We start from the raw sequence: 21,983 nt of genomic DNA, 5'->3' as shown, positions 1-21,983 counted from the left end.
CTCAGCCAGGGCCGCCATTACGGCGACCCTGATCGAGCTTAGTTACTATTTCGCTTGTGCAGGCCCACGAGCAATAACGCGTGCTACCCAGGTGTTACGTTGCACGATCCGTGTTTCGATCTTGTACGTTTCATCGGGTTGTTTGACACGCGCCTCCACCTCGACGGGTTGCTTACCGATGCATTTCAGCTGGACATGATCGCCCCTCCGAATGCTCTGTAGGTTCACCACACGCTCCAGGTCAATGCCCCAGACGTACTCATTTCGGCCAAGACGAACCAAGTACGACATGGACTCGTTCTTGTCGAACTTGTAGTGGTAGTGACCATATTGGGAAACGACCCCCTCCTTAGCGCCTGACCAATCAACCTGGTTGTCGTCGGCCAGTACATCCGCCGGCAAAACGTGGTCAGTAATAGCGCCCATAGGCGTATCACTGTAGTCACCAGGCGGAACCTCCTCAAAAGGTGGTTCCAAATGACCAGGCTCTAACAGGTGCTCAGGAATGCCCCCAGAGTGTTCGCCGTAGCCCGCGTAATCATCGATGGAGGGCAACGGCGCATCATCAACCACGTGATGGCTTGCATGCGTCACATACGCTCCAGGCGAGTGCACCAGAACGCGTGGCGCCGGCGGCATCTCGTAGTTGCAAAGTTGCTCAACCGGCGATGCTGGAAAAGATCGTATGGACTCCTCTCCTACCGCCTTGAACTGTTTCAGCCGTTCGAGAAACTCGCCCCGGCGCCCCTGCTCAAATTGCTGCAAGGTCGCCGCCAATTGTTGGTACTCATCTCGTGAACGGAGATGCCCCGACGCCCGGTAAGGGAACAGTTCCACCGATGGAAACTCAAGTTTAGGTTGTGTGTTATAGCGCATGGTGCCTCCAATATTTCAGGGGAAGCACCACCCGTTGGGGAGGTACCGCCCCTGCGGTTTAGTAGTCGTTGATCAACAGGTACCACAGGCCAAATGGCCTGAGAATTTTCCTTCCAAATGCCCTCCCCCATTCCTGGAGGAGGTGTTCGTTATGCTGCGATTTGCAGTTGATCAATCACCCCTTCCCGGCGGCAAAGATCAACCAGACTTTCACGGAACTTGTCGCAGTCGACACCAGCAGCGCTGATGCAGACCTTGAACGAGAATGGTGAAATCACATCGCTCATGATCCATGCCCAACGATCTTTCCGAGTGCCGAGTGCTGCGCGCTTGTCCAGAAAGATACTGCACGCCTCAAACAACAGTTTTTCCCTGAGCACATCGATATCGTCATCTGTCCATTCAACCGGTCCCAACTCCTCCTCTGGCAGCGCCAGAAGGTCAAAGATTGAGAACTGCTGAACGTCTGCCGCACTGGCCCCTTGCTGGCGACGTGCGCGACGAACTTTCTTCACGAGGCTGTCGGGGAGTTCGGACTGAGACTGCTCTCCGAACAACATGGCTAATTGCATTGGTATACCTCCGGTTAGGAGGAGGTACGCCACCCCAAAGGGGGTGAAATACCCCCTTTGGGTTGAATCCGCTTACGCGGCTTGTGTCAGAACCTGTTGAACCAGGCCATTTAACGCAGCTCGCAATTCGCCGAGATCACTCAGAAATTGCCACTTGTCTTTACCAAAGACGTCCTGGAGCTTCGCTGTGTTGGCAGTCCCAAAAGCGACCGCGAACACATCGATTCCTGAATCCCTGCAACGACCAACCATGGCTTTAGCCTGGTCAGCGTTGTCGGGGTCGCCATCGGTAATAACGAACATTACTTTCCGCTCGCCTTTGGCCCTCAGTAGATCTCCAGCAGCTGGCCATATCGCATTTGCCAAAGGTGTACTGCCGGTTGCTTTCAGGCCAAACCGTCCTTCTTGAATTGCACCAACAAGACGCTGATCGTGCCGTTTCAAGATGCCAACTGCTGTTCCATGCCCACCATTGCGTGGAAAAACCATCGCACCGGTCGTCACGCCAGCAATCCCCTCCAATGCAGTTAGGATTGCAACGGTGGCTTCCTCGGCAATCTGAAGCGGAGCTTTTGTTTTGCCCTTGTCATGAGAATCCATCGACGCAGATCCATCGAGCAGAATTTCGATTGCCGCATTCGTGCGCTGCACGGGCTCTTGTTGCCGGAATATCCGGTTTTCCCCAACCCGAACCCGCGCTAAGCGCGAGGAATCGATTTTGCTGCCCGTGCGACGCAGACTTACGCGTGCGTCGCGAGACCCCTGAATCAGTCCATTGAGAACCTGGCGCAGCCCCATGGAGGCAAGCTGGCCATTTTGAACGACGATTCCCCCTTGAATGCTAGAGCCCACTGCATCCTTCACTACCGAGGCAGGTGTAGGACTTGAATGGTCAACAGCTTGGCCTATCAGTTTTGCAGCCTCCCCGCCGATATCGGACTTAGCATCATCGAGGTCTGCATCCGTTGCAGAAAGAATCTTCTGCTTCAGTTTCCCAGCTGCACCTTGACCGGCAGAAGCGCCGGCTGTTTGTGCATCATCAGGTCCAGAAGGATCGCTGCCAGGATCGCCAGCACCTCCGGATGAACCATCAGCTTTTGCATTTGGATCATCGGTACCGCCTGATTCATCAGTGGCAGATCCATCGTCCGTCCCATCACCAGGTTGGCTCTGGGGTTGTCCGCTTTGATCCGGTGGGTTCGACCCCTGACCAGAATTCGGCGACGGTTGGTTCTGCTGCTGACTCTGGTCGTCTTCCGGCTCGTCCTCATCAAGAACATCCAAGATGCGGTGGGTCAGTTGATAAACAGCTTCAGTGTCCGGAAGGTCAGTGACCTGGTTGAGCAATCCAAAAATCTTGGTACTACGGCCAGGACCGAAAACCTCCCTCATCTTGAAGATAAGGTTATCCGCTTCACGCTGGAGCGGTTGGTTGAGCAATTTTGCGCGCCCAACGAGCAAGCAACCGTCGTGAAGCAGTACCGCCTCAGTCATGCCTGACAGATCACTTTCGCCCCCAAGCACCTCTTGAGCCGTCACAGCTAAGGGGTGAATGGTGGAGTAATGGTCAGTCATCATGCGTTTCTCGATTCGAATATCCTCGAGAAGGTTTAAAAATTTCCCAATGAACGGTGGTTCGAGTCCTGCTTTGTCGTACACCGTCGAATCCGTGTATTTGATGTGTGCCGACTCATGCGCCGTGTAGCCCAGGGCCACATTCAGCATGGTAGGCGACGCCTCAATCATTGGGAGGTAGATGACGTTGTTCCTGGTACAAGCTTGGCTTCCGCCCCAGACAACGGTCACTCCCAGATCATCGCAGTAGTAGCGAGCGATAATCGGGAGTGCTGTTTGAAGAGAATTATTCATGGTGTTGCCTCCAGGTAGTGGAGACACACCGCCCCCATAGGGGGCAGGTGTGCCCCCGAGGGGTTGGATTTACATGCAGAACTCGATAGCGCCACTTTGCAACTCGACCACAGGCGCCACAATGTGGGCCGCAGGTAAAGCGCTTGGTTCAACAACGGGTACCGATTGAAAAGCGCTGGCTTGGATTTGCTCAGCCAGTGCCGACAACTCGCCAATGCTCATATCACCCTCAAGAGTGGTACCAGTCATCAACTCATCGAGCGTGACGCTAGGTGCAGTGTGGCCACCATCAACCGCAACATCGCTTGCCAGTAGGCTTTCACCCGCCAAGTCAAACGCTGTCTCCACATCGTCAATCAGGTGTGGTTCCGTCGATCCGACTACGACCGGGGCGGCAATAGAGGTATCAATAACGAGCGGAGCCTGCACTTGAAGGGTCGACTGGACATCGGTGGAGGTTTTCGAGAAAACCTCAGCCATCTTGAGAATTTTGGTCTCGTCAGAAAGGTTCATGATCAGGCCTAACAGATCCTGAAATTGCGAACCCTCGTAGGGACCATTTTTTGGCAGCTTACCGATCACGGCCATCATGTAATCGGCTACGTCCTGTACCTTCGGATTCAAGAAAGCCAGCGAGCTGAGTTTCTTGTGCATCTTGAGCATGGCACTGACAGCCTTACGGCTGACGGAGCCCTTTCCAACAAAGCTGTTATCCAGAAGATCCTCAGCTGCATCGGCAATTTCCCGAAACAGCTGACCCGACAACCCCTGAACTTCTTGCTCCAAGCCTTTGGAGAGCGTGGGATCCGAAGCATCGGGCACCACGCGGCAAAGAGTGAAGCGAAAGCCCAGTCGTTGTTGTACGACAGCCTTAGGAGTGATGGCATTCTCAATAGCTTTACGCCACTGAGGTTTACCGTTCCATTTGTTCATCCAGTCAATACAGATTTGATCGTACTTACCGATGAAAATCTGAATCTGCTGGGTGAACAACCGCTGGATATCCTGCAGCTCAGCTGCAACCGCCGGCGCAACATCATTTGGAAGACCGTAGCCCCCCATGAAGCGAACACCGTTGGTTTCAAGCAGGCGAATTGCGCGCCGCTTCAGCCGATCGAATTCCTTGATCTCATCAGGATCGGTAATTCGCTTGCTACCCAATGAGGCCAGTTCCGATGGGGGCAGATTGAGATCTACACCCAGGTCCTCAGCGCGCAATTTCTTGCGGCCGGACCAGATACTGACGTTCAAATCCACCAGCAAAAGCTTGCTGAGAATTTGAGTTTCTTGAACGAGATTAGAATTTTGCATGACGCACCTCCGGGAAGTGGAGGCGGTCTGCCCCATATGGGGAAGGTCGCCCCCAATGGGTTTAAGTAAGAATGCTGCGGATTTGAGTGAGTAGCTGTCACTAACGCAGGTTGCTCGCATGAGCAACGCTGAGAACCTGTTTTGCTATAGCCGGACTATAGCAAAGCAGGCTCGAAGGCGGGAGCCAGAGGCCCCCGCTTTCTTACCAATCAAACATTGGTAAATCATCTATCTGCTCAGCATCAGCGTCGAAAGCCAGATAGAGGATTCCCTGAGAAGGTGCAAGGCACCATTCAAGCAAAGACTTGAACTCGGACGATGCACCTCGAGCAACAATAGCGTTGACCGTGAGCTCACCGATCGCAATCAAAAACCCATGACGGGTATCGAAGACGACTGGGACGAATTCAGCAGACTCACTGAAGCGCCCTCGATGTTCAGCCGCGATTGTTTCAAGAAGCTGTACATCCTCCTTGCGCAAGTGGCCGGTGCACAACTCGACGGCCTTACAGATCGCAGGTGACAAATTCATGGTTCTAACTCCGAATTACGATCGGAGCTCGCCCCTTGCGGGACGAGCCCCGCAAGGGCTATAGACAGAACACAGACTCGCCTTCAAAAGCATTGGCGAAGGAAGAAAGGTCCAAGGGTTTCGGCAGTACACCCAGGGCAATCAAGATCTGAACACCATGATTGTACTGATCAACGTTCAACAACCGCATCAGAAACGCATCGCATTCTTTAGCACTCGTCAACGCAATGGATTCACCGCCGGCGGTGGCCAAGCTGAGTAGCTGACCACCATTGTTTATCGGCCCAAGATTGACAGCGACTGCCGACAGCAGAAGTATCTTTTCCAGGTCTTCATCAGGTTTCAGCTCGCCAGAAGCGAGAGAGCCTTCAAGCAAACCACCGAGGGATTTCAGCGACGATGACAGCCCCAGGCTGGCAGCTACAGGATCAAGATCCTGTAGTGCCAGTCGGATAGGCTCCCGTTGTGCTGAATCGACTGCACACGAGAAGAAAATGCTCATGATTTATGCCGCCTGCAGAACAGGATCAGCACCCCAAGCGGCACCGAATCCGTCCTTGGCAAAGGTGTGAACAACCACACGCATCGCTTTGTCGGCACGGTTGGTAAGCGCTTCGCGAAGAGCCTGGCCCATTGGTGATGGGAAGACTGCTTTTGCAGATGCGTTAGCATTGTAGGTTGAAGCGATCCGAGCCCAACGCAGCAGCGAGCGCGTCGAAAACGTGATCGTCAGCCCAGGCTGGCCTGGCTTCAACTCCATTTCAGGGTTGCCAACGAATTGCTTACGCACATCGTTGGCGATATCGATCATCTTCTCGAGAATGGCGACATCCACTTTTGGCATTGTCGAAGAGAGGATCTGAAGCTCCTCCGCTTTGCTCATGTATGGTACTTCGATCATCCGGCAACGGTCCCAGGTCGCAAGGTTCTGCGCCATGGTGCCGCCGTGGAGACCAGTGTCATCGCCCTGACCACGAGTGTTGCTCGTGATGACCATACGGAAGTTTGGATGCGGGTAAATGATCTCACCACCGTTTTCTGCAAGAACCAACGCGCCACCTTCCAGCACCGCATTAAGACCTGCAAACACCGATGGATCGAGTACATCCGCCTCGTCCAAAACAAAAATTGCCCCCTCCTTCATTGCTAGGGCCAACGGACCGTAGCGGAAAGAGGTTCGTTGATCACCCGTTGCTTGTTCACATTCGAGTGAGGTCGAACCAACCAGCTCAGGCATTTCCATCCTTGAGTGAGCGTTTACTTTGCGGAAGGGCCAACGAAGACGCGCCGCAATTTGCTCGAGGATAGATGTTTTACCGGCGCCAGTCGGACCCACAAGGGACAGAAAGTCGCCACCATGGGAGTAGAGAAAGTTCATTACTGGCAACCGCAGGATGGTGCGGAAGAAGTAGTGAGGGTTGATCGATGGAACGAGCTCCATCAGTTCATGATCAGCTGGGAAGCCAGGAGCCATAACTTGCGCTTCATTGCCGACTACGCCGAACGAGCTCATTGGGATGATGTTTTGAAAATTCATGGTGCAACTCCAGAAAAGAGAGGCACCACTCCCCTGCTGGGGAATGGATGCCCCAGGGGGTTTGAGATTTGCTGTTAGAACGAACAGCTGCGTTATCGCTCCCATGCCACATGGCGAAGGAACAAATTCAGAAAACTCTGGTAAGGACGTGCTTACCACAGGTTTCTTGAGGGAGAAAATGAGGGCCAAAAGGCCCCCAATTCCTAATAGCAAAATGCCTGAACACCACCCTCCAGGTCAACAGTCTCGGCCTCGAAAAGATGCGCCAGCGCCGCGTCTGAAAGCGGGGTATCAGGATCAATCGTCAATCGGGATCGTTCCGTCACCGGCGCGCGATACGACTGCAATTTATCCTCTGGATAATCCGGGTGAAGGCTGGCAAACAACTCCTTCCACCGCACATTGCCGGCCTGTTGGTAACGGCATATCCGAACACCCTCGGCTTCAGCCAGCATATGGTGCCCCATAAGGGAAACCAATCCTTTCTGAACCCCTTCCTTCTGCGACTTCAACAGCTTCAGCTCTGCCTCGAGTTCACTGACACGACGGTCAATGCTCCTGGCCTCGGCCGCATGCTTAACCCACTCCGCCAGCTTCTCACCCTCAGGGATGAAGAAGTCGCGAAGAGGATCCTTTTCCGGCTCTGTATCGGTGACAACCAGCGCCCAGAATTCAAGCGCCGCTTTGATTATCAACTTTACAGCCAGATCGCTTCGAAGAATCTCGAAGACAATCGGGACATGCCGGGTGTGGTAGAACAGAAGAAAGCCCTTCTCTGCCCCCGACACAGCCATCTGGTGCTGAACTTGCCACCAGTAGAGTTTGTAGTGCGAGGAGAGCTCTCCCAGATTTTTCACCTCATCGAAGTTCGTGTCCGAAAGGACCTTCACTTCGACTGGGCGATTCTCCGGATCCACGCCGTCAAAACTCGCCCTGAGCACAGGGTGGGTTATTGACTGACCGCAGAGCGGAAGCAAGACCGTGTCAAACCGATCCTGGTACCAAGCGATCGCATGAGGCTCCAGCATGATTGCCAAGCGAACTTGGGGGATCATCGAAATGTCGATGGAGGCAACCCTCCCGGTCATTTCAGCCCACAACCGCCACCGTGTTTTCTCCGGATGATGTCCCAAGATCACAGCGGTAGAGGTTGCAGAGATCCCTTCGTTTCGCCAGGTGTGCCACTGCGGGCTCCTTTGGCGCAAATTAATAACGTTCATTGTGCCTCCATAAGTGGAGGAACCCAGCCCCAAAAGGGGCAAGGCCCCCTTTAGGGTTGAGTACTGACATCACGCAGGTACCTTCTGCTTTGCGAGGTACTCAGACTGTCCCTTACGGAACTTCTTGTTTGCTCGCTCAAGCAAATCGCCTTTCAGCTGGGCGCTAGCCCAGTCGAATGCGCTCTGCCAAGCACCGGTACGCATCGAGCGGTCATGCACTTGATCGATACGACGGATAAGCGTCTCGTTCACATCACGTGGCGCTGATCCGGCGCCAACCTCACCCTCAGTACGAATTGGCCCCTGGTTACGAGGCTGATCCATCTGGGCAAAATGCGAATCACCAACTGGTGAGGCATCTGCCTGAGGCTGGCCAACTGGATTGTGATCAATGTCGTAAACAACCCCATCGTGCAGGTTAACGACATTGGTCTGAGTTGCCGACGAAGGACCATGCATCTCCCTCGACGCAGTTTCGAGCGTGACTGCACCACCTACGAAGCCCTCACCACCTTCCTCGTTGAGGTAAGAGATAACGTTATCGAGGGCGGGACTGGTCATCGGCCAATATTTCCGGGCAATTTTGATACCCGTCTTGATAGCCATTGAGTCGAAGTGAGTATCCCAAGGCCCCTTCTTCTTTGTCGGGTCCGAGTTCGTCCAAGCAGAAGACAACTGCCGGGCGGCATAGACGTCTTCAGCACTGACTGGGTGAACGAGAAGCTTACCGATGGACAGATACGCTTTGACGTATACGCCGCGGAACTCCCCCCGATCATGCTTCGCCAGGAATGGATCGTAGACGTGGATCGGCTCGTCATTGGCACCGTTGAAGCTAAAGGTGTCACGACTGTAAACCGAGCAGGCCACCACAAGATCGACTGCACGGCTATCGGTAGCGATCTTCATCAGTCCCCGGTAGGAGATGTCGGCGATCACCTTGCCCTCGCGGGGCACCAGATATGCCAGCCCCATCGCCGGATTCAGCGTGAGCCCCGACGAAGCAATTTGCTGCATCGCCAAGGCAAAGCTTGCCTTGTTGTTCATTGCTACCGATGCCAGGTAAGAATTACCGAGCATTGCTTGGTAGGCGTAAAGCGCTTCCTGGGCAAAGTTCATACGACTATTCATCGCACTCACAATGTTCGAGAAATCCTGCTCCGTGCTTCTAACCAGATCATTGATCTGCTCAGGCTTCACGGGTGGTCGCTGTTGAGAAATTTGTTTGCCAGCCATGTGTTACCTCCAGGTTAAGAGGCGGAGGCAAACCCCGAACGGGATTTGCGCCCCGCGCGGGATGAATTGCTTGAGTTGGATCAGCAGTGTTTCACGAGAGGCAAGACCTCAAGCGAAATCATCAAAGTCCGATAATGGTCCAGGCTTCGACTGTTGTTGCGTTTTAAGACTAAGACCTCGCAGCCTGATGGCGAGAGGCAGAATTACTGCCACCAGAAGCCTGTGAGCCGTCCTGGTTTTGAGGGCGACCACCGAGCAACTGCATGGTGCCCTGAGTGTCAACGACGATCTCAGTTGAATACCGCTTGATACCGTCCTTTTCCCACTCGCGAGTCTGCAACTTGCCCTCGATGTACACCTGCGAACCCTTACGAAGGTATTCGCCGGCAATTTCAGCAATCTTGCCGAACATCGAGACACGGTGCCATTCAGTACGTTCTACTTTCTGGCCCGACTGCTTATCTGTCCACTGCTCGCTGGTAGCGAGACTCAGATTGGTGACCGCGTTGCCGTTAGGCAAATAGCGGACCTCGGGATCTTGGCCACAGGTGCCAACGAGGATTACTTTGTTTACGCCACGCGCCATGTTGTCACTCCACATAGAACCGGGGCGCACGCCCCTACGGGGTATGAGTGGCCCTTAGGGGATTGATGTTAATGCTGGGAAAAGCAGTCCAGCTTCTGCATCCGAAGGTCAACAATGACCAACAGGAATCCAGGTAGCAGGTACAGAAGAATCTTTTCAATGGGCTTGAGGCAAGGCCACAGAAAAGAAGCTTCAAGGGGGAGCGAACTCCCCCCCGCTATCGAAGGGATTTACATTGTGATCCCGATTTCCGCGGTCTCGGGAAGAATGTGGTTATACACGGCCCATCGCTTGACATAGCGAATGTCCATAACCTCAGGAGTCACCGTACTCGCGATGTTGTCCGGTACACGTACCGTTTCACCGCCAAGGAGCAACTCTTGTAGTTCCATCAGATAGAACGCTTGAACTGGGTATTGCATGGAGGGCTCCTCGCCAGGTGGTCCACCAAAGCACTCAAAGTGAGAACTTTGGAGGACCACCTGGGAAGGGTGGCCCTTGCAGCACTACTCACTCAAAGAGTGAGTAGTCCATCAGCTCAGAAGCTGAGCTGGATTTTGCGACGCTGGAAGGTCGGCTCGTCATAGGTCGAATAATCGATCGATTTCGGAAGCTGGTTAGTGCGAGTGGCGCCACGCAGAGCGAGGCAATCCTTGGCGCTAAGACCGAGCGAAGCATTTGCTGCTTTCGCATGAGCGGCCTGGTTAGGCGACACATGCAGATCATCAACCTTCTCGTTACCAAGCTTGGGATCCTGGCGAGGAACAACCTTCTTGGTACGAGTGAGGTAGAGGTACCCAACAACCACAGCGAGAATGAGCAACACGATAGGAAGGTTGTTCATTTGCTCAGCTCCTGATCGGCCATTACATGGCCGGCGTAAGAGTTGTAAGCATGTGCAGTGTCAGCAGACAGGACCATCACTAACCGCGCGAGAGCGGAAAGGACAGTAGAGAGGATTGCAGATTTCATGGAGGCCTCCAGCAAAAAATGAGGAGCCTCCACCCCAAAGGGACAGAAAGCCCCTCTGGGTAAAATCACGACCGCGAATCGTGATCGATTGAGTGCTAGGTATGGTGCCCAGCTTCACACAACCCCAACAGGTAAGACCTGTTGGGACAACACTCAAGCAACATGCTTGGGTGAAGATTAGGCCTGAGCATAACTGCCCTTCAGGAAGGTGTAAAGCGGCTAGGGTAGCTTCTGACCCTAACATCGGGTCAGATTCAACCTACCAAAAAGCATCATAAGAATATCGTTAAGGCTCCCCAACCCATAGGAGCCATGCAATGGCCAACGGACACGATTTCAAGCCGCAAGGCAGGTACTCCAGCGCAACCCTTGAGTCCACTTACACACTCCATACCGAGCAAGCGCAACGTGTACATCGTCGCTGCTTTGAAGGTGCGGCACGCGCCCTCTTCACCGTTGACGTGGTGGCACGCGCAATGGCGCAGTCGAACAAAGCGTTCGACTACAACGGGGTGATCACGGCCGTGGAAACGATGTTGATCAACCTGGAAACCGAGATAAACAAAGAACGCGATCGTTACTCTCACATGATCAAGGCGGCGGGCCAAGAGGGCATTACCGCCCGCTATGACAACGCCCAGTCCTATACCTTTACCGTCTCCACGCCGGCGATCATGCGGTTTGCGCAAATCATTCAAGCCTTCGACCAAATGCTGATTCAGGCTCAGACAGCATGGCTGCTCTGCCTGCTGCCGTCTGACAAGAACAGCCTGGTGGCAAACGAGCGCATGCGCCAGGTTATGAAAGTGATCCGTAAGCTGCAGAACATGGCCAGCGAAGCGCGCAACAAGGGCAAGAAAGAGCCCTATGCAGAATCGATCGCGCAATCCCTGGGGGAAGCGGCAGAAGAAACCGAAGTCGACAAAAGCACGAAAGAAGCCATCGAGGAAGAAGAACAAGCTGCGTAAGAACAGCAATGAAAAAGGGCGCCATTGGCGCCCTTTTTCATTGCTTATTAATTGAGATTTTTCCGTACCTTATCCTCGGCTTCCTTTCGGCTCCCCGAGAAATCCTTATCCTCCAACCGAGACTGATTGCGTATCAGAGTGTTCTCCCGGTCACCGCCGATGCTGAGTGCGGTACCTTTGCCAGTCAGCTTATCCAACGTCGACTTATCGATAGTGGGGTAGTTGTTGGTTACTTGGAGCAAACCAATCCACTCGGAGATATCTATCTTGCTCCAGTCCAGGCGGCTGAGGTCCTCAACGGCCAAACCCTCGCATGACGGATTTTCTGCCTCCCCCCATTTCATACCGAGTTGCGGCCGGGCTTGCTCTTGAATGATCCGCCCAAGAGGCGAGTTAAAGCAGCAATAGGCTTCCCGCTTCTCAATACAGCCAAGTGGTGACTTTGACGCGCAATAACTACCAACAAAATGGCAAACCTTGGTTTCCTTCTTAGCTCCGAGCTCGAACTCCTTTTCCTCACACTCCCAGATGATATTCACCAGAATGTTGGCGATCTGGTAAACCATGTACGCGATCATCACCACCGATACCACGGAGGCTAGCCCCGATGCCCAGGTCGCATTCGCTGCCGGCGTGACCGCTCCCGTTGCAGCATCAGTTGAAGCGTACGCGACATCGCTCGCGCCATTGGCAGCGAAGCCACTCGCGAAAATCATATTCGCTGCGGCCGGCCCGAATGTTTGGGCGGTCCAGTTTGCAACGTAGTTCATCATTTGCTGCTTAAAAGCACTGATCACCCCGAGCTGAGCAACTTCTGTTACCGCCGCGTTAGTAGCACCTGCAGCACTCCAGGCTGCATCCCAGCCACTGGAGATTAGTGTTTTGCTGAAAGCCCACGCACTTTCCAGGGTTGGGGCCGCATCAATAATTCCGACCTTCTCACTCAGCTGAATGGACGTATACACCAGCGTGACGTAGTCCATTAGCGAGACACCGTCAGGAGCCTCGCAACAATCGACCCATCCCCCTACAGCCTTTTTGCACTCCATGGCCTCCCCTTTCCAGACCTTGCAGGATTTATCCGAAGTCGTATCCGTCGGGTCTTTCCCACAATCGAGGTCATGCTCGGCAAACTGGGCGATCTGAAGAGCCACCGCGGCGTAGGCAAAATCCGTGGACTTTTCATCTACCGGGTTAAAGCATTCAGTTCCAAGGCATCGCACAGGCCCATCACATTGGTAGGAGCTGCTCGTCTCAGTAGATGGGACTTCGACGTCATAACCGCAATCCCACACCTCCTCTGTCACATAGCACTGGCCAGATGAACCGGTGGCGCCGGACACACATTTTTGCGAGATAAACCCGCAAGACTTGTCCTTTTCGAACTTCTGACAAGAGTTGAGATTTAGCCCCCCCTCCACGCACCCTTCTACCTTTACAGCCAGCGCAAGCTTATCGACACCCACAACCGGCGCGGGCAGCATCGCGTTATACATCTCATCACCTGGGCAAACCTGAGTTCCGTTAAGCGGCAGACAGCCTGAGGTCACGCCCTTGGTGACAGATACGGTGCCACCCTCCGAACACTGCCCTTTCTGAATTTTGTTAGCAGAGTCGATGCAAAACTGGGGACCGTAAGTCTCTGCGTTGATACGGACCACTTTGAGGCGAAATTCATGCGCATAGAACCAGCCCGGGTTACCACTCCCCGTGTCTTTGATATCAGCGATCATTTGCAAGCCGTTTTGGCAACTGGGCATTTGAACGATGTTTACCGAATCAACCGTTAGGGTATTAGGAGCGTACTTATGGCCTGTCCAAACCCCAATGGACGACACAGCTATTTTTTGCGGCAGCGGCTTACCATTAGGTCCAACCTTGCAAATATAATCGTAATTCACCTTGTCCAGAGAGCTATCGGACCGAGATGAACTCGATGTGTTGGTGAAGGTGCCGGCAAGAAAATCGACCTTTATACGATTGGTTTCATTTGCACCTGCTTTGTCCTCGACGGCTACCTTGGCCGCAAACGGAACCTCAATGACCTTGAGGTTATGGGTGACCGAGCATATTTTGTCAGAGTTGACAGGGCACTGTTGCTGCCCTTGAGCATCGGTGTAGCAGTCCATTGGACCTTTATAAAAATCGCACTGGGTATCGACCGAGACTTCTTCGCACAAGGGAGAAATACCCGGCACAGGGGAGGGCGCAAAGTTACTCTCACAAACCTTAACCCCGTTGATCACCGAGCAACCGTCCTCGGTCAGTGGAGGCATCTTAGTGCACACGTAATTGCCCTCACAGGCACCGTCATTCACGGCTGTAATCGCGTCCAGTGCCTCCTGCGGGTACCATTTGTCGTCGCTGATCACTTTGGTTGGATCAAAGTGAACACGCAACTTCGCGTATGCCTCGCCTGCACCTGCGACGGATGCTCGGATTTTAAATGGAACTATCCCCTTTGTTTTCAAGAGAGATGTCATATCGACATTTGGCGACGTTTCCCATGAAGTACCGAGCTCACACGCTCCTGGAGTTTCAGGGGGAAAATTCCCATTAGGTCCAGACCAAACTTTTGTCTGCCCGACCCAAACCTGCATATAGTCGTCCCATTTCGCATATACCAACTGAGCATTGGTAATTGCTTCCGGCTTAATTACTTCAAATTCCATTTTATTTTCGTAGACAGTACAGTATCCATTCCAATAGTTATCACCAACCTGCCCCAGCCAGATATCAACACAGCCTTCTCCGCAGGTCTGAATATTGGTTGGACCCGATGTGTATTTGATTACACCGGCAAGATAATCGTGTTTCAGCGCAAAAGAACCTGACTTATCGGCAACTCGCTCGCAGGTTTTCAAATCTGAAACATGTTTCGTCGTTGTCGTTTTTTTAGTGTCGGTTATTTGCTTGCAGTCGGAAAACTCTTTGTTAAATACATCCTGATTATCGATAATTTTATCGCTATTGGTCCACAGTGGATCATTATTCAGGTCTGGCCGGGTTGTGCCTGCAGTATTCTTCAACAAACGGTATGCATCGCCGCTCATGGAGTTTTCACTATTGAGTGTTGTATTCGCCTTCGAACCAGCGCTCAACGTACCCTTGTCATCCCCGTATAAATTAGAAAGGTCGGAGGCCCCGTCACTTTGCCCCGCCCCCGGGAACAATTCTGAAATATTGATACTCTGCTTATCACTACCCGACCCGTAGCTTATAGCGGTTCCTGAAACCGAAGGCGGTGTCCACGCCGACATGGCGTCTTGGGCTGCAGCATTACCCGCAGATGCCGACGCAGCAATATTATCCGCCCAAGCTGGCAAAAAACAGGAATAGGTATAAAACAACAGGGTTGCTGCTGCTGTGACTCTACCGGCAGTCGTCATTTGTGTCCTCACAATGTATTGCAGCAGTCATTCCAACGAAACAGCATATAAAGTGCATCCTCACCAACCTGCGGGATAACACGGCCCTCTCCTCCTTGCCATGTAAGCGGGTGAGACCCGATAAAGTGCGCGCGTTTTGATTCAGCTCTAGGAAAAAACATACTCATTTTGTATTGGGATTTTGGAATAGTCGGAAATATCGATCCCCTACAGATCGTTGCGTCACCAATTGTTAAGTGCGCGAGTCCACGCCGGTGCTGAGTTGCAATCGTGCGAGCAGCCAGGAGTGACGTTGTACGTCCAAAGTCGTTCGGTAGAGCCGTACCAGCCATAGGGTAAATTTCCCCCCAGGTACCTGCGCACCACCACAGCGACGTCAATGGCTCTTGGCCAACTACACCTAACGCCGCATCAGCTGTGCAGGCGGCTTGTGCCAAAGGATTCGCAACAGCTGCCGCTTCAGGGTTCACAAAAAACGCCAGCTCGTCATTGGTCCACGTAGGGTCAATTTCGGACAGCTGAATAATGTCAAAGTCCGCATAGCCATCCGGAGAACAGCGTTTTGGCATATACATTTCAAGAATCGAAAGCAATGGAAACGCGTAGTAATGAACGTTGTAAAAGGACGTGCGTTCTTTTGTGATGCCGTTCCCGGCTGTCGCGTCGGACAAAGTACCCCACAGACGCTTATCGCCTATCGGTAGAGTCACGCCGCCAAGAGCAAGAGAGCAACCAGGTTTTCTAACCACCTCAATTAGTCGCGCAGGCTCCCACATGGAGTTAACGATGCCGGGCATAAACAATCCCAGCTTGTCCTCGCACATACAGAGGCTTTTATTAGACGCTCCAAATGGGGCGTCACCTGGTGTGATGCTCACTCCGGCAATTCGTATGGGAAACAAACACGCCCAACAGACATCGGTAAAGAGCTTCCCACTGAACAGTTGCGCATTGGGGCATGAAAGAGAATCTGTAACTGTCTGATCAGAGGCAGCTGAACCAGAATACAGAACAGCCGAAAGTAGGAGGGCCAAAATGACTTTGATTTTCATCACAGTGATTGCTGCGCCTTTTGTTGTGTAGCCGAACAGTCAGCGAAAGAATTGATTTGAAGAATGAACGGTTTGGACAAAGCGAAGCCTTGCACCGAAGCAGAGTTTAAAGGCTTAAGCAATCCACCTAAAACCTTTAAACACTCGAGCTTTTCCAGTATCAGCCCAATGCCATTGGCACTGCAGTAATCCCTCACCTCGATTAGCCAATCGAGATTGTCACTATTCCACACTGCGGTTAAATCCACTTTACAGTAGTCCCATGGGTAGGAGCTCAAGCGACTAAAGTTCGACCACTCTATACCGAAGTCGTCAATTGCCAATAAGAGGCCCTGGTCTTTGATTACGCCCATTGCCTGATTGAAAGAACTGCCAATGGCGTCGAAGGCCTCGGAAACCTCTACACAAACCTCCACCCCCATTTGGGTCAGTTTGGCCAGCGACCGACATACAGCGTAAAGCTCGGCGGGATCGGCGAGAGTGTGGGCGCTCACATTCACGAAGGACACACCGCGGCCTCTGAGATCGGCCGCATGATTAATCAGCATCTGCGCAACAGCGCGGTCCATGCTTACCCATGCCTGAGGGTTTGAACCTGCCATAAACGCCCCAGGCCCCACCCAGGAGCCACCAACGGACTGGCGCACAAGGACCTCGTGTCCCAAAATGCCCCCGTTGGGCTGATGGATTGCCTGAAGCGCAATAGCTTTCATTTGAGCCCCCCTGCTGGGAATTCTTCGATATAAAAGTTGGATGAATCCGCCGTAACTACCGATGGAACAACGTCAATTGAGAAGCGGGTCCTGACATCATCTTTGAGAAGGTAAACAGCTCTGCCTACTTGGTCCTGGACGTTCGTAAATCCCTCCCAGCCAGAGGTTCGGTCGACCCTTGAAAGAATGACCACGACGTTCTGATCGTTGCCGTGTTTCGCGATTTCGGCTTTAGCTAGATCGATCTGCTTTGGGTCAACTGGATCAATGATCACTAGTCGTTGAGTAAATGGACGAATTGACAGGGGGTTTATCCGGTCACCCGCCTTATGTATCAATGAACCATCTGCAGCAGTCATGTCCTCAGGAACCGTGACGGTGGGGTCAAGCTTCCGCACGCGATGGGTTGTCGCTGTGGGGACGTCGACAAAGGTTTGCTTGTCCCAAAACCGTTTGGTCGCCTTTTCCTTTAATTCGGCAAAATCAACTTTCGCCAGGCGCTCCTTTAGCACTTCAATCAAGTCACGCTCGTCTATATCGAGCGTTGGCCCCACGGAACCCAGACCCAGCTTCTTCCTTGTGCCGTATTCCTTATCGGCCGCCTCGATAGAAGTGGTACCAGCAATAATGTATTGAGGTGCACCTTCCACAATTTTTCGTATTTGCGGAACAGTCGTCACAGCCGCATCAGTAAATACAACGGGGTTAATTAATACTGGGGTGTCCGACTTTGTCTCCAGCGCCAGTTTCTGAAGTTTAGCCAAGGCCTGTGGGAACGGCATTCCTTCTGGAATGCCACGAAAAACGAGCTCTACAGTCTTGTTGCCATTATATAGAACGAGGAGATCTTTGATTTCCTGCTCTCCAAGAGACCAAGACACAAATATCTGATATATGACTTTTCTATCATCAATAGCTGGCTGAGCGCTTGCCTCAGGCGCTTGCGGGGCAGGAGCTTTAGCAAACGCAAAGTCTTCATTTTTTAACGTGAAATCAACTTGACTGTCAGTCTGATGCTTAATTTGATCAAGTTCTGCTGAAAACTGTTCAATAGCAGCCTTTTCTTGGGCGGCAAAATTTAAATCAGCCAAGCTGGCGGTCACGGGGGCCATCAACAAAAACACCAAGGCAGCAGTCCGACCTACCATATCGGGTACGCCTTACCAATAACTTCGCTCTGACCGACATACCCCCAATACCTGGAATCAAAACTGTCTGAGGAAGTTCCCATAAACCAGAATTTGTCGAGCGGTACAATCTCGTCTCGCACATACCGGGTTGTTGGCATGCCCAATTTATCGGCCAACAAAAGCCCCTGCCCGCGAACCGCTCCATTGATAGAGATCTGGTCAGTATTCACCGTGACACGATCGCCCGTAACGCCACGGACGTACTTGATGATGACAGTACCGTTGCGAAAGTATGGCTCCATCTGTGTTGATTTGAACGCATAAATACCGTCGCGCTCGACAGACGTATTGTGCTTATCAATGATAAACACACGCCAATCTAGACAAGTATTTTTTTGCGGATCAATACCTACTCCATAGCGCGTGGTCACATACAGGCTTGCCGCAACCATTAATGCAGTAAGTGGCAAAGCACGAATCATAAAACGCGCGTGCTTATTCATCCTTCGCCCTCGAGGTTTTATCTTCTTCCTGAACAGGGGAAGGCACCTCTAGATCCGGCGGGTATGCGGTCAACGCACGCGAATCAATCACTACGAATCCCGCCGCCGCAAGCTTATTTGCCGAAGCCCGCAGCTGTTCATAACCAGCTTCCGCCTTCTCGGGCGAATCAAGAGTTGCGCGGCCGGCTACAACATCATAATTAACCACCGCAATTGGCGTACCGGAATCCTGAACTTTTATGAAGTCATGACCAAAAACCACTGCAACTGCCACAACCAAAGAAACAAATGCGTTTAAAAGAATATCTTTCATGCTGCCACCCCACGATCTCGCATCACGGCATTAATCGCCTCAGCTGTATTCAGCCCTTGGCCGATGTAAATATTGATGTCGCTGACATCTTTTGGTGTTGTCGAATAAAGCAACTTCGAAAAGTTATCTACGGTGAGACGCCCAACCCCGGTGCCTTGCTCGGTCTGAAAGAAGATCTCTGAATACTGGCCCCGAATGGTATGAACCGATTTGAGGATGCTGAAGCCACCCTCACTGAGCGCCAAACGCCCTTCCCGCTTGATCATGTTGATCGCGTCAGGCTTTTGCCCGAGCAGGAAACTATTCGCCGAGTTTTCTGCAATGGCACGGCCCGTAGGGCTGGCATACAGGTCATTTACGGACTGCGTGATGGTGATGGCTGCGCCGTTATACTTACGGAAACGTCGATAGCCGTGCTCAATAAACTTGGCCACGTCGCCCTCAGTGAGCAACGACCATGCTTCGTCGATTACAACGATTTTCTTTCTGTCCCGATCGCCCAGGAACATAGCCTGCTGGATTTGGTAGATCAGCTGCAGGAGGACAACTTGTTGAAGATGCTTCCGCCCCTTCAATTCCTCCAATTCAAGAACCGTAAATGGGTTCTTGAAATCGACGTTGTTTCGGCCGTTAAAGTACTTGCCGTACATACCCTTCGAGGTAAACGGGAACAGTTGCTTGCCGATATCCTGGATCCGGGAGTCCTTGTCCGCCAGAAGTGATTGCTCGACGTCATCGACAATCATTTGACGCCCTTTGGCGTCCCACACCATTGCGCAATGCTGACGAAGGCCGGCGATTTGCAAATCGATCAGCGGTTGTGTCGGCGCCGCCATTGCGCAGAGCAAGCCAATCAGAACGTCTTCTTCATCCTGGTAAACTTGCACCAACTCGAACGGGTTCAGGCAGATGTGCGATTCGGGCGTAAACTCGATAAAGTCCCCACCAAACGCCTTGGAAAGCTTTTCATACGACCTACCTACGTCAATAACCCAAACTTGGGCACCTGCTGATTGATAGGCGGTGATGAGATAGTTTGTTAGGAACGACTTACCACTCCCGGATTGGGCTGCGACCGTGGCGTTATAGTTTGTTTCTGAGTCAAAGAGGCAATAGGACATCAACTGCCCATTCCGAGAAACAAACTGCATGATCGGTGAACCAGTACCCTTCCAATCCCCATAGATTGGAAGCAACGGCAACGCATGGGTGATGGCCATCGTCTTATAGCGGTAACTTTCGTCGATGGCTTTGCGGTCGGCACCAAAGGGAAGAGCATTCAAGAACAACGGAAGAACGAAGTATTTGTCCTCCAGCAGGGTGAATTGTCGAATACCCAGATAGTTTCGAGCTTCCGACGTCGCACGCACCAGACGGTCCCGGTCACTGGAAAAAATGACCACCGTCATGTTGCACCGGACCACTGCCTCACCCTCTTCAATCTCTTTGAAGAGGTCATCCATGCCTTGTTTCTTTGCCCCAAGCTTTGGCACAAACTTCAGAAGCGGTCCGTATGCCTGGTTGTTTGCCCATTGACGCTTGGTACTGAGCTTGTCTTTCGCTGCTTGCTGTTCAGGAAAATACACCGTAAAGCTGATCAAGCAGTTTTCGCGGATGCCGTTAGCACCAGTCAGCAAATCGCCGAGGTACCACGCAGCAGCCCCCTGAAGCGTCTGCCGAGGAAATTTTTTGACGCTCAGCGTTTTTACTAGCGTGTCACCGATTTTCAGGTGATCGCTGAAAACCTCGACGGTTCGGTCGTAGTCGAGGATTTGGCATTTTAACGGTTTGTCATCTTCCGCTTCGGCATGCATGCGATCCCGCCAAGAAGCTTGTTGGCCTTGGTTCAGGATCGAGGACATGATCTCCAGGTAGAGGTGATTGGTCAGTGCTTGCGGAGCAAAACCGATGCTTTTAAAGGTGGAGTCAAACTGTGCCCGCAACTCCGACAGGGTCTGAATTTCCTTTTCGGATGGCAGCACGTCTTCTATCGGCATGACTACGGTGATCAGTACGTGAATTTCACGAACCTTGATCCCGGAGTAATCATCGATAGGTTTTAACGTGCCATTTACCAAGTAGCTTGCCCGGCTTTTAATTGCCTGGTGTGCGATGTTGTCCTCACACCCCAGCCGCATCCTGAGCATGCTATTTACTTGGGAGTTGATATTTTGTGACGGAAACAAATTGAAGTTGATTGTCGTGCCCGCAGGCCAGGCCTGCTTCATCACAGACTTGAGCTGATCACCTTCCTTCCCGTCACTGCCAGGCAAAGGCCGGCACAAGAACGAAAATCCAACCGAGTTATCATCCATGACGAAATATTTTTTGTCGTCGTCATAGGCGATCACACTCAGAAGGTCGGCTAATGGGTAGTTTGCCTTGGCATAAGCAGTCACTTAATTTGCTCCCATCAGCCAGTTTGAGAGGGTTCCTTTCTCGTAACCATGCTTGATCAGTCCATCATTCCTGATCATGAATGGAACGCCTTTCACACCGAACATCTGAGCCGAAATAATCCGCTTGCCGATTGGCGAGGTGTCACAGTCGTTTCCGCGCTGATCGATTACCTTTGGCTTTTCCTTGCCTGTTGCAATATCGAATGCGGCGTTTTTGTCTTTTGCGCAGAGCAGACTTCGAACGATCTTTGCGCTTTCGTCACCTAGTGCCGGTACTTCAACAATCTTGAAACTGTAACCATCGACTTTTTTCAGATCGGAAATAAGGTTGGCGCAAGAAGGGCAAAGTGGGTCTGTAAAGACGACGACAGTTTTGGAGCCGGATCCGACAGTAAAGGGAACCAGATCTTCAATATTGAATTTGATTTTCTGGAGGTCAATGTACTTGGAGGCTTGTTCGGCCTCTTCGAGGGTCGTTATTTCCTTCTGCGCCCACGTGTCATACATGGATCCGCGGAACACGAATCGCCCGTTATCGCTAACGAAGGCCATTTTCCCGTTCTTTACCGCCGCGATCATTCCGTTGATTGGCATCGGTGCGGTTTGATTGTGCTGGCCGTCAACCGGCTCGGCAGCCAAAGCGCATGCAGACGTGGCCAGCAGGAGGGGGAAAAAGATTCTTCTGAGCATGAGGACACCTCGATTTCGATGTCATCAGGCTAGAGAACTTGCCTCCCCGTTAGGTTCGAATCTGACCCTGTAGCAGGGTCAAAAATGAAGGGCGCCCAATGGCGCCCTCCTTTTT

20 protein-coding genes and 1 pseudogene are annotated in these 21,983 nt (G+C 52.4%); 1 reads left to right on the top strand and 20 read right to left on the bottom strand.

What is annotated here, in order from left to right:
• Positions 1–45 precede the first annotated feature (45 nt).
• The 12 genes and pseudogenes from AC3I0A_RS27730 to AC3I0A_RS27675 form a co-directional block, all read right to left on the bottom strand.
• Positions 46–876, bottom strand: coding sequence for a hypothetical protein (locus tag AC3I0A_RS27730; RefSeq protein ID WP_273878225.1), 831 nt, complete (start codon positions 874–876; stop codon positions 46–48).
• 149 nt (positions 877–1,025) lie between these two features.
• A complete protein-coding gene (locus tag AC3I0A_RS27725) occupies positions 1,026–1,448 on the bottom strand; it encodes a hypothetical protein (protein ID WP_050682315.1) in 423 nt (140 codons plus the stop codon).
• 72 nt (positions 1,449–1,520) lie between these two features.
• Positions 1,521–3,317: a VWA domain-containing protein gene (locus tag AC3I0A_RS27720; protein WP_273878224.1), complete on the bottom strand. Its 1,797-nt coding sequence runs from the start codon at positions 3,315–3,317 to the stop codon at positions 1,521–1,523.
• A gap of 69 nt (positions 3,318–3,386) precedes the next feature.
• A complete protein-coding gene (locus tag AC3I0A_RS27715) occupies positions 3,387–4,628 on the bottom strand; it encodes a DUF3150 domain-containing protein (RefSeq protein ID WP_489378756.1) in 1,242 nt (413 codons plus the stop codon).
• 202 nt (positions 4,629–4,830) lie between these two features.
• Positions 4,831–5,160: a DUF5983 family protein gene (locus AC3I0A_RS27710; protein ID WP_050682318.1), complete on the bottom strand. Its 330-nt coding sequence runs from the start codon at positions 5,158–5,160 to the stop codon at positions 4,831–4,833.
• Between the two features lie 58 nt (positions 5,161–5,218).
• Positions 5,219–5,662: a hypothetical protein gene (locus AC3I0A_RS27705; RefSeq protein ID WP_050682319.1), complete on the bottom strand. Its 444-nt coding sequence runs from the start codon at positions 5,660–5,662 to the stop codon at positions 5,219–5,221.
• Between the two features lie 3 nt (positions 5,663–5,665).
• On the bottom strand, positions 5,666–6,697 hold the full coding sequence (locus AC3I0A_RS27700; protein ID WP_050682320.1) for an AAA family ATPase: 1,032 nt from the start codon (positions 6,695–6,697) through the stop codon (positions 5,666–5,668).
• A gap of 203 nt (positions 6,698–6,900) precedes the next feature.
• A complete protein-coding gene (locus AC3I0A_RS27695) occupies positions 6,901–7,917 on the bottom strand; it encodes a lambda-exonuclease family protein (RefSeq protein ID WP_050682321.1) in 1,017 nt (338 codons plus the stop codon).
• Positions 7,918–7,986: 69 nt separating this feature from the next.
• A complete protein-coding gene (locus AC3I0A_RS27690) occupies positions 7,987–9,153 on the bottom strand; it encodes a RecT family recombinase (RefSeq protein WP_050682322.1) in 1,167 nt (388 codons plus the stop codon).
• A 108-nt stretch (positions 9,154–9,261) separates the two neighbouring features.
• Positions 9,262–9,739: pseudogene (locus AC3I0A_RS27685) on the bottom strand (single-stranded DNA-binding protein).
• 230 nt (positions 9,740–9,969) lie between these two features.
• Complete coding sequence (locus AC3I0A_RS27680; RefSeq protein WP_050682323.1) at positions 9,970–10,161, bottom strand: hypothetical protein; 192 nt, start codon at positions 10,159–10,161, stop codon at positions 9,970–9,972.
• A gap of 116 nt (positions 10,162–10,277) precedes the next feature.
• Positions 10,278–10,583, bottom strand: coding sequence for a hypothetical protein (locus AC3I0A_RS27675; protein WP_050682324.1), 306 nt, complete (start codon positions 10,581–10,583; stop codon positions 10,278–10,280).
• Between the two features lie 445 nt (positions 10,584–11,028).
• Between AC3I0A_RS27675 and AC3I0A_RS27670 the strand changes: the two genes are divergently transcribed.
• Positions 11,029–11,679, top strand: coding sequence for a hypothetical protein (locus AC3I0A_RS27670; RefSeq protein ID WP_050682325.1), 651 nt, complete (start codon positions 11,029–11,031; stop codon positions 11,677–11,679).
• Between the two features lie 47 nt (positions 11,680–11,726).
• Here the strand turns inward: AC3I0A_RS27670 and traN are convergent, their stop codons facing one another.
• The 8 genes from traN to AC3I0A_RS27630 are packed head-to-tail and all read right to left on the bottom strand — an operon-like array spanning position 11,727 to position 21,868.
• Complete coding sequence (gene traN, locus AC3I0A_RS27665) at positions 11,727–15,068, bottom strand: conjugal transfer protein TraN (protein ID WP_082239597.1); 3,342 nt, start codon at positions 15,066–15,068, stop codon at positions 11,727–11,729.
• Positions 15,069–15,076: 8 nt separating this feature from the next.
• A complete protein-coding gene (locus AC3I0A_RS27660) occupies positions 15,077–16,123 on the bottom strand; it encodes a TraU family protein (protein ID WP_178083116.1) in 1,047 nt (348 codons plus the stop codon).
• Positions 16,120–16,833, bottom strand: coding sequence for an EAL domain-containing protein (locus AC3I0A_RS27655; RefSeq protein ID WP_050682329.1), 714 nt, complete (start codon positions 16,831–16,833; stop codon positions 16,120–16,122). Before AC3I0A_RS27655 ends, AC3I0A_RS27660 begins: the two co-directional genes overlap by 4 nt.
• Positions 16,830–17,945, bottom strand: coding sequence for a TrbC family F-type conjugative pilus assembly protein (locus AC3I0A_RS27650; protein WP_231669718.1), 1,116 nt, complete (start codon positions 17,943–17,945; stop codon positions 16,830–16,832). Before AC3I0A_RS27650 ends, AC3I0A_RS27655 begins: the two co-directional genes overlap by 4 nt.
• A gap of 29 nt (positions 17,946–17,974) precedes the next feature.
• Positions 17,975–18,466 (bottom strand): signal peptidase I, encoded by a 492-nt coding sequence (gene lepB, locus AC3I0A_RS27645; RefSeq protein ID WP_050682331.1) that lies wholly within the window; start codon positions 18,464–18,466, stop codon positions 17,975–17,977.
• Positions 18,459–18,779: a hypothetical protein gene (locus tag AC3I0A_RS27640; protein WP_489378753.1), complete on the bottom strand. Its 321-nt coding sequence runs from the start codon at positions 18,777–18,779 to the stop codon at positions 18,459–18,461. The genes lepB and AC3I0A_RS27640 overlap by 8 nt, the downstream gene beginning before the upstream one ends.
• Positions 18,776–21,178, bottom strand: coding sequence for a type IV secretion system protein TraC (gene traC / locus AC3I0A_RS27635; RefSeq protein ID WP_489378752.1), 2,403 nt, complete (start codon positions 21,176–21,178; stop codon positions 18,776–18,778). Before traC ends, AC3I0A_RS27640 begins: the two co-directional genes overlap by 4 nt.
• Positions 21,179–21,868 carry a DsbC family protein gene (locus AC3I0A_RS27630; RefSeq protein WP_197282313.1) on the bottom strand — a complete coding sequence of 230 codons (690 nt, stop codon included), beginning with the start codon at positions 21,866–21,868 and terminating at the stop codon, positions 21,179–21,181.
• Positions 21,869–21,983: the final 115 nt, after the last annotated feature.

The organism is Pseudomonas sp. KH_024_B2 (genome assembly GCF_057839965.1).
This window is presented reverse-complemented; position numbering and strand designations above follow the sequence as displayed.

Coding starts and splice junctions, on each gene's coding strand:
- AC3I0A_RS27730 (WP_273878225.1), bottom strand. CDS start 876: ATGCGCTATAACACACAACCTAAACTTGAGTTTCCATCGGTGGAACTG.
- AC3I0A_RS27725 (WP_050682315.1), bottom strand. CDS start 1,448: ATGCAATTAGCCATGTTGTTCGGAGAGCAGTCTCAGTCCGAACTCCCC.
- AC3I0A_RS27720 (WP_273878224.1), bottom strand. CDS start 3,317: ATGAATAATTCTCTTCAAACAGCACTCCCGATTATCGCTCGCTACTAC.
- AC3I0A_RS27715 (WP_489378756.1), bottom strand. CDS start 4,628: ATGCAAAATTCTAATCTCGTTCAAGAAACTCAAATTCTCAGCAAGCTT.
- AC3I0A_RS27710 (WP_050682318.1), bottom strand. CDS start 5,160: ATGAATTTGTCACCTGCGATCTGTAAGGCCGTCGAGTTGTGCACCGGC.
- AC3I0A_RS27705 (WP_050682319.1), bottom strand. CDS start 5,662: ATGAGCATTTTCTTCTCGTGTGCAGTCGATTCAGCACAACGGGAGCCT.
- AC3I0A_RS27700 (WP_050682320.1), bottom strand. CDS start 6,697: ATGAATTTTCAAAACATCATCCCAATGAGCTCGTTCGGCGTAGTCGGC.
- AC3I0A_RS27695 (WP_050682321.1), bottom strand. CDS start 7,917: ATGAACGTTATTAATTTGCGCCAAAGGAGCCCGCAGTGGCACACCTGG.
- AC3I0A_RS27690 (WP_050682322.1), bottom strand. CDS start 9,153: ATGGCTGGCAAACAAATTTCTCAACAGCGACCACCCGTGAAGCCTGAG.
- AC3I0A_RS27680 (WP_050682323.1), bottom strand. CDS start 10,161: ATGCAATACCCAGTTCAAGCGTTCTATCTGATGGAACTACAAGAGTTG.
- AC3I0A_RS27675 (WP_050682324.1), bottom strand. CDS start 10,583: ATGAACAACCTTCCTATCGTGTTGCTCATTCTCGCTGTGGTTGTTGGG.
- AC3I0A_RS27670 (WP_050682325.1), top strand. CDS start 11,029: ATGGCCAACGGACACGATTTCAAGCCGCAAGGCAGGTACTCCAGCGCA.
- traN (WP_082239597.1), bottom strand. CDS start 15,068: ATGACGACTGCCGGTAGAGTCACAGCAGCAGCAACCCTGTTGTTTTAT.
- AC3I0A_RS27655 (WP_050682329.1), bottom strand. CDS start 16,833: ATGAAAGCTATTGCGCTTCAGGCAATCCATCAGCCCAACGGGGGCATT.
- AC3I0A_RS27650 (WP_231669718.1), bottom strand. CDS start 17,945: ATGGCCCCCGTGACCGCCAGCTTGGCTGATTTAAATTTTGCCGCCCAA.
- lepB (WP_050682331.1), bottom strand. CDS start 18,466: ATGAATAAGCACGCGCGTTTTATGATTCGTGCTTTGCCACTTACTGCA.
- AC3I0A_RS27640 (WP_489378753.1), bottom strand. CDS start 18,779: ATGAAAGATATTCTTTTAAACGCATTTGTTTCTTTGGTTGTGGCAGTT.
- AC3I0A_RS27630 (WP_197282313.1), bottom strand. CDS start 21,868: ATGCTCAGAAGAATCTTTTTCCCCCTCCTGCTGGCCACGTCTGCATGC.